Annotated in this window: 10 protein-coding genes; 6 read left to right on the top strand and 4 right to left on the bottom strand. The window is 62.2% G+C overall.

The features are described 5' to 3' along the window. Nucleotides 1–72 precede the first annotated feature (72 nt). From AC0L27_RS28960 to AC0L27_RS28950, 3 genes are all read left to right on the top strand, one after another. Nucleotides 73–1,839, top strand: a complete 1,767-nt coding sequence (locus tag AC0L27_RS28960) for an NHL repeat-containing protein (RefSeq protein WP_275170280.1) — start codon at nucleotides 73–75, stop codon at nucleotides 1,837–1,839. Nucleotides 1,840–1,977: 138 nt separating this feature from the next. Continuing rightward, nucleotides 1,978–3,741, top strand: a complete 1,764-nt coding sequence (locus AC0L27_RS28955) for a caspase family protein (RefSeq protein WP_473321106.1) — start codon at nucleotides 1,978–1,980, stop codon at nucleotides 3,739–3,741. Nucleotides 3,742–3,952: 211 nt separating this feature from the next. Next, nucleotides 3,953–4,420, top strand: a complete 468-nt coding sequence (locus tag AC0L27_RS28950; protein ID WP_473321104.1) for a DUF4384 domain-containing protein — start codon at nucleotides 3,953–3,955, stop codon at nucleotides 4,418–4,420. Between the two features lie 19 nt (nucleotides 4,421–4,439). Here the strand turns inward: AC0L27_RS28950 and AC0L27_RS28945 are convergent, their stop codons facing one another. From AC0L27_RS28945 to AC0L27_RS28935, 3 genes are all read right to left on the bottom strand, one after another. Beyond that, on the bottom strand, nucleotides 4,440–5,618 hold the full coding sequence (locus AC0L27_RS28945) for a hypothetical protein (RefSeq protein WP_275170283.1): 1,179 nt from the start codon (nucleotides 5,616–5,618) through the stop codon (nucleotides 4,440–4,442). A gap of 91 nt (nucleotides 5,619–5,709) precedes the next feature. Further along, nucleotides 5,710–6,738, bottom strand: coding sequence for a hypothetical protein (locus AC0L27_RS28940; protein WP_275170284.1), 1,029 nt, complete (start codon nucleotides 6,736–6,738; stop codon nucleotides 5,710–5,712). Between the two features lie 38 nt (nucleotides 6,739–6,776). Continuing rightward, nucleotides 6,777–8,684, bottom strand: a complete 1,908-nt coding sequence (locus tag AC0L27_RS28935) for a caspase family protein (protein WP_473321102.1) — start codon at nucleotides 8,682–8,684, stop codon at nucleotides 6,777–6,779. A gap of 429 nt (nucleotides 8,685–9,113) precedes the next feature. On the opposite strand from AC0L27_RS28935, the gene AC0L27_RS28930 reads away from it, so the two are divergent. After that, nucleotides 9,114–9,674 carry a hypothetical protein gene (locus AC0L27_RS28930; RefSeq protein WP_275170286.1) on the top strand — a complete coding sequence of 187 codons (561 nt, stop codon included), beginning with the start codon at nucleotides 9,114–9,116 and terminating at the stop codon, nucleotides 9,672–9,674. A 520-nt stretch (nucleotides 9,675–10,194) separates the two neighbouring features. Beyond that, a complete protein-coding gene (locus AC0L27_RS28925; protein WP_473321098.1) occupies nucleotides 10,195–11,574 on the top strand; it encodes an OmpA family protein in 1,380 nt (459 codons plus the stop codon). Between the two features lie 297 nt (nucleotides 11,575–11,871). On the opposite strand, the gene AC0L27_RS28920 is transcribed toward AC0L27_RS28925, so the two are convergent. Continuing rightward, a complete protein-coding gene (locus tag AC0L27_RS28920; RefSeq protein WP_473321096.1) occupies nucleotides 11,872–12,462 on the bottom strand; it encodes an EAL domain-containing protein in 591 nt (196 codons plus the stop codon). A 113-nt stretch (nucleotides 12,463–12,575) separates the two neighbouring features. On the opposite strand from AC0L27_RS28920, the gene AC0L27_RS28915 reads away from it, so the two are divergent. Then, on the top strand, nucleotides 12,576–13,139 hold the full coding sequence (locus AC0L27_RS28915) for a LysR substrate-binding domain-containing protein (protein ID WP_473321093.1): 564 nt from the start codon (nucleotides 12,576–12,578) through the stop codon (nucleotides 13,137–13,139). The last annotated feature ends 141 nt before the right edge of the window (nucleotides 13,140–13,280 follow it).

Here is a 13,280-nt window from a genome sequence, read left to right as displayed (position 1 = left end):
CGCGCCGCATTCACGGCATCTCGGATTAGTCGGTCCGGCGCGACGATCGGTTCGGGGTACACTGAGGCGAATATGTTTCGTCGATTTTGCTGGACTTGGGTCTTCATCGCCGGTGCCGGCATTTTCGCCGCCGTGGCGCACGCCGAGGATACGGTCGTGCGCAGCTTCGCCGGCGGTTCGGCGCCCTCGATGGTAGGCATCGTTCCCGCCAGCGAGGACGTGGAACTGGGGGGCCCCCAAGCGCTCAGCGCCGACGGGCAGGGCAACCTGTTCGTGCTCGACCAGATCAACGGCCGCATTCTCGAGTTCGATCCCAAACAACCGAACTCCGCCCCGGACGTCCTGAAGATGCCGAAGGATGTCCAGCCGACCGACCTTGTCGTTCACAACGACGACATCATGGTTTGGGACGGCGGCGTGCGCACGTTGAAGGCAGCGGCTCACCAGTCCACGCGTGGGCTCGGCGACGAGATCCAGCTCGAGGAGGTCTCAAGCCGCGGAGTGGACGATCAGGTCGCCGCCTCCGCCTTCGCCCAGATGGGATCGCAGCCGCCAGGCAGCGCAACCGACCTACTCGACCAGAACACGCGCGCGGCCGTCATCGGGCAGGGGCGGCAGCCCGATCGGCAATACATCGCGTCCCGCAGCAAGGGCTCGGTGATCGCCGACATCCTCCCGGACAAGGGCAATTCCAGCGTACGGATCGAGATCCAGACCATGGTCACGAACGAGAGCATTGGCGCGCTCGGTCTGCGCGTGCGCGACCAGCTCGGCACGGTCGAATTTCTCGAGATTGACAACAGCGACCGCTTCTATGTGCTGGCCGAGGACATCCCGCCGTCGGGGAAGAACGCCTCGACCTTCGTCGCACGCTATGCCGCGAACGGTCGTCTCGAAGGAATCTACGAACTGCCGCTCGAGAACACCCCGCTGACAAGGCGGTTCGTCACCGTCTCGGGTGATGGCGATGTCTATTTCCTGCGAACCAAGCCAGACGGTGTCGAAGTGGTTGGCGTTGGCTTCAAACCGCTGGGCAACGTGTCGGTCATCGACGTGCGGCCGTCGCGGACCTCAGCGAAGCCGGCCCTGGGCCCCGAGGGCCGGCCCGGCCACGACGTCAAGTTCAGCGCGCCTGCCGCGGTCCGGCCGTCCAATCGTCAGCAGGCGATCGAGACCGCGTTCGCATTCGAAGGCGTGCAGTGGAAGCTGACGCAGGCGAACTATGGCAACGATCCGGATAACCAGTGCAGCGGCTTCAACCGCATTCGCCGGCCGTGGTATCTACAGGGCAAGGTGAACCAGGAGGTGCGCGGCGTACCCTATTGCTGGGGCTGCCACGGTTCGCTTGCAAACTTCCGGCAGCGGATCGAGAGCGGGACGCTGGCAGGCAACGTCTGCACCCGGAACGCGCCGCGGCCGGACGCGGCGGGCGTTGACTGTTCGGCGTTCGTCAGCGCCGCCTGGGGACTCTCGGTCCACTACACGACCGCCGCCATCCCGGCGATCGCGACGCCCGTGTCGAATCCCTGGGACCTCAAGCCTGGCGATGCGCTCAACAAGCCGGGCTCCCATGTGATGTTATTCCTGCGGTTCACGCCCGATCGCAAGGCGGAGGTGATGGAATCCTCGACCGGTGGATGCAATGGACGCGTCTGCCGCAACGTCTATCCGTTGGCGAGCCTGCTGGCACGTGGCTATAATCCGGTCCGTTTCCGTGCCTTCGCGGATGACCACGCGACGGTCTCGGCGGACGCCTATCAAGAGGACGATGCGCCGATGGGGCGCAAATCGACGGCTGCCAAAGCCGCGACCAACAAGCCGGCGACCAAGAAGCGCTGAACCCCCGGTGTCCTCGGCGCTACAGATGACTATGAACTACCGCCTCGATCCGACAGTCTGGTTCCGGGGCGGCCTGCATGACATCGAGGTGGATCAGGGATGCGAAGCTCCAGAGGATTTGACCACAGGTTCGGCCGCTTGTGCGTCGCCATCGCGCTCGCCGCGATGATCGGCCTGCCGCTGCAGCATGCTCGGGCGGCGGAAGCGCTTTCGATCGGCAATCCGGATGGCGGTGCCGTGCGTGGGCTCGTGATCGGCATTGATGATTATCAACACGTCCGCAAGCTGAAGGGGGCGGTCGCCGACGCCGCCGATATCGTCTCCAGCCTGAAGACGATGGGGGTTGGCGACATCGTCGAGCTGACCAATGCTCAAGCGGACAGGGCGAGCGTGCTGCGCGAAATCAGCGCGATGGTGGAGCGGACAAGGAACAACGATCTCGTCTTTCTGTCGATCGCTGGTCACGGCACGCAGGAGCCGGAGCGCATCAAGGGCTCGGAGCCGGACGGCATGGAGAACGTGTTCCTGCTGCCAGGCTTCGAAACCACGCCGACTGGATCGGTCGAACGTATTCTGGGGAGCGAGTTCAACCACTTCATCCGGCAGTTCGAACTGCGCGGTGCGAAGGTGATTTTCGTCGCGGACACCTGCCACGGCGGCGGAATGGTGCGCGATATCGATCCACGGGCTGAGGAGATGAGCTTTCGCCAGGTGCCTCGCTACACGCTGCTGGTCGATGAATTAAAACCGGTGTCGGACAGCAACGATCCGAAGTCCGAGCTCGATCTCGATCACACCGCGTTCCTGGCCGCCGTTGATCGCAATACCAAGGCCCCGGAAGTGCGAATCCCCGGGATCGATGGCCTGCGCGGGGCTCTCAGCTACGCGGTGGCGCGGGCCGTAGAGGGCAGCGCGGACATCAATCACGATGGCAAGGTGACACTCAAGGAGCTCTTCGCCAACGTTCGCCAGGTCGTCTATCAGCTTTCAGACCAGCGCCAGAACATCGTGACGATATCGTCACCCGCCCAGACGCCGGAGACGGACGTCGCGTTCGAACTGACGCGCGGGGTGGTGCTCATTCAAGGGCCGGCTCCGAGAACCGCCACTGCTCAGGCAACGGTTCCCGCCGACGGGAAGGCGCCCCCCGCACCGGTTGCCACGACGAAGACTCCGACGGTGCCAACCCTTGCCGCCGCGCCCAATTCAGCTCCCAGCAATCCAGTTCCGACCGGCACCGCGCTCGCCGGCACCGCACCGGCGCCCATCCGTCTTTCAACGCCAATCCGCCTGGCGGCGCTCGACGGCAAGATGAGCTATTTCTCGGGCGTGAGCACCAAGGATGTCACCGTGCAGGCGGTTCAGCCGACGGACAATCCCGACTTGATCTGGGACCCCGTGTCTCATGACGTGATCGCCTGGGGCGATGTGGTCGCTTACGGGATGGAGGTGGCCAATTTGCCGACGGTCGTGGATCGCACCGCGGCCATCCGCGAGCTCAAGCGAATGGCGACTCGTTCACCCCAGACGATGCGTATTTGGCCGGACGATCGACAGCAGCGCGCCGGCCAGACCATCGAAGTTGAACTGTCCGACGTCGCGGCGAGGGCGCTGTTGCTGTTCAATGTGTCAGGCGATGGAACCATCCAGATGTTGTATCCCGTGGGTACGGATGCGCCGTTGGCCAAATCGCCGAGCTTGCGGCTGCCGCTCAGGGTGGGCGAGCCTTTTGGCGCCGAGCAGATTGTCGCGGTGACCTCGCAGCAGCGCATGTCCGACCTTGAGACCGTCCTGATCCAGCTGAATCGGCGTCGTGCATCGGGGCAACTGATCAAGAGTCTCGAGCGTTACCTGCCAGCGGACGCGCGGATCGCCTCGGTCGGCTTCTTCAGTGCTCCCTGACAGTCTGACCGGGGGAGCCATGTTGCGATCGGAGCCGATCCGCCGCGAGCGAATATACCTCGCGTTGCTGCTCCTGTTGACGGGCGGGCCCGCGCACTCAGCGCCATTGCCCCCGCAATCCCCGCATGCAAGCCCGGCGATCGCTTCATCGCTTTGGCGCATCCAGGTCACGCGCGGACAGACCAGTGCGGTGCAGAGCAATTCCGCGAACGTGTCCCTCGAGATCCTGCCGGGTCCGACGGTCGAGGTCGGCGGCAAGGTATCGTTCGGCATAACTTCCAGGAAAAAGGGCTATCTCATTCTGGTCGATGTGGATGCGGAAGGACGCATGTCCCAGATCTTTCCGACTCCCGAGTTGGTGGAGCAGTCGGACGAACGCGACATCAATCTTGTCAAGCCCGGCGTCCAGTTCATCGTGCCGACGCCGACAGCGCGGCAACGGGGCTTCGAGTATGTCGTTGCCCCCCCGACCGGCTCGGCAATCATGGTTGCGATCCTCAGCGAGCGGCGTGTGCAATTGCTCGATTTGCCGGATCTCCCGCGCAAGCTGCAGAGCCAGGCCGACGCGTTGAGCTACCTGGCGGCCTGGACCAGCGAGTTGCGTGTGCCGGACAGCGCCAACGGAAGACTGCTGTCGAACAATTGGTCGCTGGACGTCAAGTTTTATTCCATCAAGTAAGCCCGGGCCTTCTACTGGCTCAGAACTTGAAACCAAGCGTGAGCGTGCCGGATGTTTCCATCTTGCCGTCAACCGAGCAGCTGCCGTTGAGCGCGATGTTGACACGCCCGAACTTCGCGAGGTCGACGTTGACTCCGACGCGGGAGAAATCGGTTGGCGAACTCGGGATCATGAAATTCACGTTGTCGAGCGCCCAGAAGGGCAGCTTGCCCTGCAAGTCGGTTTTCCAGAGCAGTTCGACAAAAATATGCCGCAACGCGTCCGGGTCGACGATGATGGTACCTTTGCTGTCCCTGACCACAAAGCCCATCTCGTCGATGTGAAAGTTGCAGATCCGCTTCGCGACGGCACAGTGCACCGAGGTGAGATCGGGCAGGATCTTCGAATCGCCGAACCGAGCCGAAGCCTTGGGATCAATCGCCGGCCCGGTTCGCGGGTCGGTCGTCGCAACCGGTCTTTCTTCCGGAAATGTCTGCCAGATTTGCCGAAAGCCGATGCCCTCGGTTGCCAGGAACGAGGCATTGCCGGCGAAATGACCGCGGCCGGATCGTTCTCCACGAAAAAAAACACTGTTGCCGGCGGGATATTTCAGATTCGTCAGCACGTCGAGAAGCCGGTTGTGATCCTTGGCGACGAAATTGATGCCGTCGAGCACGAGCCGTCCTGCCTCCAGGTGCGAACCGATGTGCTCGTCGAGATCGACACCAAGACCCTCCACCCGCCGGTAGATATTTCTGAACACTTCGGTGTCTCTCGCCGTAACGACCCGGGCCCGTCGCAGCGCGTCGAGACGCCGCTCATCATCTTTCTCCAGAATGTAGATCCGGCACAGCCCGGGCCGGTCGATCGCAATGTCGAGATGCACGTGAGGAGCTTTTCCGGTCTGCGTGAAGCCGACGCTCTTGACGCCTGCCTTCAGCCACGGGTCATAACCCGGCATGTCGATCTGGTCAGAACCGAGCCGCGGCGCCTTGCCGGCGGCAGCGAGCAATTGCCGCCAGTTGTCGCACATGAAGTCAAAGCCAAGCGGATTCCAGTACGGCACAAGGTTGTGGATTTTATAGAAGCCGTAGAGCTGAATGCCGGCTTCGTGCAGCTTCAGCGCGACCTTGTTCATGTCCGCCCGCATCGCGGCGCGGTCCTGCCCCATGTTGCCGGCCATCGGTGCGGTGTTCGGGTCGAAGGGGCTGCCCGTCATCTGCGAAGGTCTCCTCGCGTGGCCACGGCGGAAGCTAGCAGGTGGCCGGTTGGCCGGCTAGTCCGCGATGCCGCAGCCGTTCCCGCAAAGTCTACAGCTTGCTCAACCGGCCGTAGAAACCGCTCCTGGCGATCATGTAATGAATGTCTTTCGGAAAAGGAAAAGCGTCGCGAACGTTTGAAATCGCCGTTTTGAGGAATTCACCGTGATGCGACGCGGGCTTGTGGCCGAGGGGAACTTGGTCGGCGACCTGCGGAATCATGAAGCGGTCCACGTAAGCTGGATCCAGATCATTGACCCTGACCATCTGCCCGAAGGCTGGAAATGCGTCATAGTGACCTACGCTCACATTGAGGTTCTTGAGGGCAGGGCGCGGCGATGGAGCACGATCGCCATCGGGCGTTGCTAGTCCGCGTCCGAGCAAGTCCAGCTTCACCGATTGCGAAAGCGTCGACGGACCGTAGACGACCTCGAGTGCGCAGGTGCTCTGCGCGGACAACCATTGGTACCAGAAAATCGCATCATCGGGATGTGCCATCGCGCCATAGAGGCAGTCAAATCCCCAGCAAGCCGACAGGTTGGGCTGATATTTTCCGAGGCTTCCGACCAGATTGCGCATGCCGTTCCCCCCGCCAGAATGGCAAGCGATGATGAGCTTACCGATCCGGAGTTGGGGTACGCTCTCCGAGCCAAGCTTGGTCCCGAAGCCGGGACCGGTTCCGAGAGCAGGAGCCAGCCACTTGGCAAGAGCCCCCAGTATTTCGTCGAGGTAGCGTTCGCCCCATTTGGCGGAGGCCAGATCCTTGACGCTGTAGTTGCCGGCAAAGCTGTCGCCGACGGCATATTCGTAGCCCAGAAATGGCGCGATAAGCACAACGTCCCTGCCGGAATCCCGGACCTGTTCGCGCAAGCGCGCGGGATCATTGCGGAACAGGTATTCATGATCCCTGACATAGAATCCATGCAGCCAGAGCACGACGTCGAATTTGGTGGCGCTCGTGAGGTGCTTCGGCGGGAGATAGACCGCCGTCGGCCTCATGCCGGGCGCCTGCCGTTTGGTGAAGAGGGTCACACCTGGAAAGGTGCCGATATCCTTCTGCTCCAGTTCACACGTTGTCACTCACATCGCTCCGCTTCGGGCACCTCTTCTGCGGCGCGCTAGTTGCAGACCTCGGCATTGGCATCGTTGCCGGGGCCGCCGCCGCCGCGATATTCGAGATGGCAGCCGCGGTTGACCGCGCGACAGCCGCTGTTGTTGCAGAATAGCTGTCCGCCACTCGAGCGGCGGCTGGCGCCAGCCGCAGCAGCAATGCCCGCAGCGCCACCAAAGCCGCCGGCCGCCTCTCCGCCGGCTTGACGACGCTGCCGTGCGGGACGCTCGTCGCCGTCGTCACGCTTTGCGGTCGCAGGCTTGGCGGTCGCTGGCTTGGCGGGCTTGGCGGCGCGCTGCTTCTCGCACTCGTTGTCGTCGTTGAGGAACGAGCCCTCGGCGCAAGTGATCTTGCTGCACTGGTCGCCGTCGGCTCGGTAGCCGTGGTCGCAGATCATCGGACAGATCCGCGACGACCGGAGCTTGATCGCATCGAGCGCATCGACGCTGGCGAGCTTGGTGTCGAATTTGGTCCCCGCTTGGCGATTGAAGAGCTTCAGCGATCGCTGGGAAGCCGCATTCCATTCGCCATCGACGGCACCCGTGAAGCACCCGACGCGGCTCAATTCGCTCTGTAACGACTTGGCCAGTTCGGCTTGAGGGACATCGGTCCTAGCGAGATCGACTTGGTGCGGCCCGTCGCTCAAGGCAGCGATCGCGTCGCTCTGGACGGACTTAGCTGCCGGAGGCGAACCAACTGCGGCGGAATTCTTGGTCGCGGACCTCGGGCTGAGTGCAGCGATGATCGATGCCTCGGAGGCGGCCCGCTTCCGCTCGGCATCAGTCGCTTGCTGCTGGGCCACCTGCTTTGTCGTTTCGGCGGCAATGCGGGCGTTCTCCGCGGCGTTCAAGTCTGCGGCCGCCCTTTCCTGGTCGGTGCTCTGGGCGCCTTCGGAAGCCAGCCGAACGCGCTGCTGTTCGGCCTGGCGCGCTTTCTCGGTTGCCTCAATCCGTGCGTCCTCCGCCTCGATCTGGTTGAGCTGAAGCTTTGCCAGACTGGCGTAATATCCTTCGGGATGCTGGCTCAGGAATACGCCCAAGGCGGCCTTGTTGTTGAGTTGCAACGCCAGTTCGTAGTCACGGCGGACCTCGGACTGGGGATTCTGCGCCGCGGGCTTCGGTTCCTCTTTCTTGGCGCTAGGCACGAGAGCAACGTCCTCGCCTCCCAACGAGCCGTAGACGTAGGGCTCCTGCCGGTTTCCTGTGGCTTGCAGGACATCGTCGCGGACAAAGCCGAAGACCCTGCGCAGGTCGAGGCCGGGCTTTGCGATGTATTTGACCAGAGCCGCCGCGTACGGGCTGTTCTTGCTATTGCCGTCGAGCGCCGTCAATCCGGCCTTTGCGGCGAAGGCGATCAGCGTATTGGACACGGTGGGCTCGACCCTCGCAAGCCCGCGACTGATCGATCGTGAGGCGACAGTTCGCTTCATGGTGTCGGCAAAAGGATTGTTGCGGCAAGCATCGACGATCACGACCCGTAGCTGCTTCGCAGGCTCGATCGCCAGCAGCACACGGTCCAGCGAGAAAGCCTCGTCATAAATGTCCGTATCGCGTTCAAGCCTTGCATCGGTCGGGATCAGATAGTTTGTGCCATCGATCTCGATCCCATGGCCTGCGTAGTAGACGAGAGCAATGTCGGCGTCGCGTGCTTGATCAGCAAAATCCCTCAGGGCTCGCTTCATGTCCGTCGCGGTGAGATTGAGCCTCGAGTCGACTACGTCAAACCCTGCGCCTTTCAACGTCGCTGCGATGGCGGAGGCGTCGTTGGCCGGGTTGGGAAGCAGGGGTGCGTTTTGATAGGTGGAATTGCCGACCACCAAGGCCACACGCTTCGTCGCGGAAGCCGGCTCAGCAGTCAGGACCAGCAAGGCGCCGAGGACAAGGGCGAATAATCTGATTTGCGTACAGAAGCTCATGGCGCAACGTCCAGTATCAGCCGAGTGGGGAGCGTCAACGGAGGTGGCCGCGCAGAATGCTTAAAAATGAGCTCTCGGCGGCCGCTTGTCTCCGTTTAGGAGTAGTCTCGAGCCCGATCCATTCCTAAATTTGTCGCGCATTTCAGTGAATGCGTTCAAAGGCCTGAGACGATTGTCGTGCCGGGCACGTTGGGCACGGTTGGCGCGTATAGGGGGCGTGCTGTAATTTAACGTGCTGATATTTAACGACTTTTTGGTCTTGTGCGATGGCTTCGTTGAAGCGTACAAGGGGCTAGGCTTGCCTAGAATCGGCGTTCCGCTGGCGGCACATCAAGCGGAAGTGAAATCCGGTGTTAGACCTGCGGATCGATAGCTTTAGCGAAAGCTCTTGGCCAGCTTTGGCCCCTGAAATATTTGGCAGCCTTGCGCATGTCCGTTCCGCTGAGAGTTTATATCACGCCGTTTGCCGATAGAGGCGTTCTCGAGCCTGCGCAATGGGATTGCGACACGGCCAAGAAGGCGGTTGATGTCGTCAATACGATCTGGTCGAAGGCCAAGATCGCATTCGTGATCAGTGATTCCGTGATGGAAAGGCCGCTGGACATGGCAAAGAGCCGGCGCAGCAGCGACGAGGTCCTGCTGGGTGTTCTGGCGTCCCGGCATGACCCCGACAATGCGGTCCACATCTACCTCGTCAATTCTATTCCAAATCTGAACGCCGGCGGGGGCTCGTTTCCGAACGGCGCTCCCGAGCCGACGAGCTTCGTCCAGTGGTATGGCAATGACCACGCCAATGGACGCGCCTGGGCACACGAGCTTGGGCATCTGATGGAGCTCGATCATGTCGAGATCGATTATTCCAACGAGAAGCAGGCGGCGCAGCGCGTCAAGAACCTCATGGTGCCTGGGTTGAGTGCAGGCAGCGATTTGACCAGCCAGCAGATCGGCACGGCCAAGGGGTCAAAGCTTGTCAAGAGATTTGGCGGCTAACCCGCGTCCGAAGCTCCACCATGCGATTGATCCGCGCAGCGTCATCGCTGTCTAAATTAGATAAGCGGGCAGCCGCATTCGGAAAACGGGCTTGGTTTCTGTTCAAACACATGATCGAGAGCGCGCCAAAGGCCACCCGGATCACCGACGTTGCGGTGAGCACCTATCTCTGCCGACCTCCGAAATTGTGACCGGAACCGGGCGGCTCGCCGCGCAACGCGCTCCGGTGTCTAGTCTGAGCCACCCCTGCCCAGCGTAACCCGCTTTCGAAATTTCACCCGAGGCTTCAGATAGTTCTCCGGCTGCAGCGCACCTCGCACCCGCAGCCGCCATCTACTATGCATGGGGTTGTTTTCGACCTTTGTCGTTCGGCCGCGGATTGCGCATTCGCCGGAGCGCCGAATCGCATCGCGACCGCAGCCGCGAGCCTGCAGATACGCGCCGGGTCCATTGAACGCCGTCGCGCTTCGCCGCGACCAAGAGGCGCATCCTGCGGTCGAAACCTCTGTTGGAGGAGCCCATGGCACCGTCCTACAAACCTGTCCCGCTCGTCGGCGCGGCATTCAGCTCAAATTCCAGGACCGGCGGCAGCGTTCCGGCCGCGTTCGACACCTTCCTCTACCAGGCGACTGGCGGCTTCAAACACGTCAAGCTCACGATTAAGCTCAAGATCAGCCTCAAACAGGCGAGGGGATTTCTGCCGGTCCAGCTGGACGCCGACAACAAGCCGTTCCTCACGACGCCGTGGACCGACGCCCAGTGGTCTGCGTTCGTCAACAGCGCGTCGACGCAGGTCAACCTATGGAATAACAGGTTCTGGCTCGTTCCGCCGCCCGCCTTTTCGGGGCTCGACGAGGTCTACCAAAAGGATCCGTTCTTCAACAAGTTTCCGAACAAGATCTTTCGGCCGAACCTGCTGTGTGCACTAGAGGTCGACTTCTCGCCCGCAAGCGGTGCCCACAGGACCATCGAGGTCACCAACCTCAACGCCGCCTTTATCACCGCAACCGGCAGGGTGCCCGATCCCGGGGTATTTCGCTCCCACGCCTTTCTTTACGACTCGTTCGACGCGACCCCATGGGCGTTCCCTCTCGGCCACGCCCCCGGCATGCCGCCGAGCCACCCCGTGATTGCTCACGAGATCGGCCATGCCATCGGGCTCGACCACATCGGTGTGCTGACGAAGGCGCCGATCTGCCAGCTCGCCGCGAATCTCAACACGGCAAATGTCGACCGGTATCTGCCCGCGGGAAGCCCGCTCGCGGGCGGCACGAACGCGCTGGTCTGCTATGGCTCAACCAACGCGGCACTCGCGGGCAACATCATGGGCGCCGGCCAGGCATTCTCGGGCGAGAACGCGAGGCCCTGGCTGTGGGCCCTTTACACGCTGCTGGACAAGCTGCTCGACAAGCCCGAGCCGATCACAGAAAAGGCCAAGTGGCGGGTGGTCATGACAGATCCAGGGCCCGGCCGCTGGATCGATAACGGCTTGGACATCATCACGTCGGATCCCGGCCCCGTGCGAGTCACCGCCAATGATGACTCGCTGATCAGGATCAGCGGCGACGTCTTGTTCGATACCGACAAATCGAACATCAAGCCGGAGGCCAACGCGGCGCTGGAGAAGGCCGCAGCGGACATCAAGGCGAGAATCGGCCCGCGCCTGAGATATGTCCTCATCAACGGGCACACCGACGCGACAGGCTCGGCAGACTACAATCAGCGCCTGTCGGAAGCGCGCGCCAAGGCGGCCGCCGATTGGTTCGTCACGCGCAAATATCTCGAGCGCGCCAAGATCCGGACGCAGGGTTTCGGCAAGACCCAGCCCCTTTCGCCGAACACGGATGAGCCGGGCCGAGCCAAGAACCGGCGGGTCGAGCTTCACATCGTGAACAGCTGACGCGCTGATGCGCGGACTGTTAATCGTAGATCGGAGTTCGAAATCGTGGAGAGAAGTCCCACTCTCTCCGCCACGTTCAATCGAGCGAATCAAAACCTTAAATGTGGGCCCGCGAACGCCGGGACGAGCCAGCGTGTGACTCGCAGGCCAACCCCTTTCCGGATAGCTCACCAGCATCTTGAGAACTGTCATCTGGAAGCGATTAACAGCGCCACATCGTGGGTGCACGGGACAGGGCATCGCGGCCGACCCGCCTGACGCCATCGAGCGAAGCCAAAGGGCGATCAGCGAACTTCGTCACTGGAACTTATCCCAAACGCCGGTAGGCCAGACACAATGCACTTCTTTCTCGCCTGCCGGGACGAGGAAGGGAGATGTTACGTGTTCCGTGAGGCTGTCGCTGGCCCCCAGCAACCGCGAAATTTCCTCGGCCGAAACCGGGCGACTGAACAGGAAGCCTTGAAATTCATGACAGTCGAAATCCTTTAGAATAGCGTCTTGTTCCGCGGTCTCCACGCCTTCGGCAACTACGGTCAAACCCAGCGCCCGTCCGAGCGTGATGATGGCTGCGGAGATAGCGCGATCTTGAGCGCTTTCACCGATTCCGCCAACGAAGCCAAGGTCGATCTTTATCGTGTCAATCGGGAAACTTCTCACCAACGAGAGAGACGAATAGCCCGTCCCGAAGTCGTCAATAGCGAGGCGAACACCGCGACGACTGATGGCCTGCATGACCGCAGTCGCCTGCATGAAGTTCTGCATCACCATGCTTTCGGTCACCTCAAGCTGCAGCAGCTCGGGAGCTAAGCCTGTTTCACGTAGGACTGCGTCGAGAAATCCCAGCAGCTCATTGTCGGTGAACTGCTTCGGCGAGAGATTGACGGCCATAGAGAGAAGGCCGCACCTATCTCAGCGCGGCCCGCCGAATTCTCGCCGATCTCGCCCAGCAGGCGATCTCCGACCAAGGTTCGCTGCGCCGCCGCGTCCGAGTCAGCGCTGCGGTGTCCCACGGGCGTCTTTGCATTGTCCCCTTGCTTGGCGATCTCGTGCGTCGCTATCCGAACATCGTGGTCGACATCGATCTCAGCGACGCGATCGTCGACGTCGCGGCGGGGCAGGCGGATGTGGCGGTGCGCGGCGGTCCGCTGAGCGACAGCGCGCTCACTGCGCGTCGCCTCAGCGAGAACGGCCGGACCATCGTCGCCTCGCCGGACTACTTGGCGCGCTGGGGCGTACCCGAGATCCCGGAAGACCTCCACAACCACAACTGCCTGAACTTCAGTTTTCGCCGCGCAGAGCCGGTCTGGCCGTTCCGCCGGGACGGAGTCGACTTCGCCCTGAAGGTGCGAGGCGCCATCGAGGCGAACAGTGGCGAGACGCTGGGCCAGCTGGCGCTCGACGGCGTGGGCATCGCGCGGGTGGGCAATTTCAGCCTCGGAGACGCGATCGCGCAACGGCGCCTGGTCCCGCTTCTCGAACCGTTCAATCCCGGGGACAAGGAGATCTTCCAGGCCGTGTTCGTTCGGGGGAGCGAACATGCCTGCTCGCGTCCGGGTATTCGTTGACTACCTCGTGGAGTGCATGGGCGGCAGTCGCGGACCCAGACGATCAACGCCGCGCCGCCGCCGCCGAACTAGACAGACGTGCGCGGCAATCCTTCTCGAACCTGTGCGAGCCTCGGACCGGTTCAACTAGTATCGAGACGC

Source organism: Bradyrhizobium sp. Ken51 (assembly GCF_055807435.1).
The sequence above is the reverse complement of the archived record's forward strand: the minus strand, read 5'-3'. Positions and strand labels throughout refer to the sequence as shown.

Excerpts from the sequence above, each read along its gene's own strand:
- AC0L27_RS28960 (WP_275170280.1), top strand. The coding sequence starts at position 73 with ATGTTTCGTCGATTTTGCTGGACTTGGGTCTTCATCGCCGGTGCCGGC.
- AC0L27_RS28945 (WP_275170283.1), bottom strand. The coding sequence starts at position 5,618 with ATGACGGGCAGCCCCTTCGACCCGAACACCGCACCGATGGCCGGCAAC.
- AC0L27_RS28935 (WP_473321102.1), bottom strand. The coding sequence starts at position 8,684 with ATGAGCTTCTGTACGCAAATCAGATTATTCGCCCTTGTCCTCGGCGCC.
- AC0L27_RS28920 (WP_473321096.1), bottom strand. The coding sequence starts at position 12,462 with ATGGCCGTCAATCTCTCGCCGAAGCAGTTCACCGACAATGAGCTGCTG.
- AC0L27_RS28925 (WP_473321098.1), top strand. The coding sequence starts at position 10,195 with ATGGCACCGTCCTACAAACCTGTCCCGCTCGTCGGCGCGGCATTCAGC.
- AC0L27_RS28930 (WP_275170286.1), top strand. The coding sequence starts at position 9,114 with ATGTCCGTTCCGCTGAGAGTTTATATCACGCCGTTTGCCGATAGAGGC.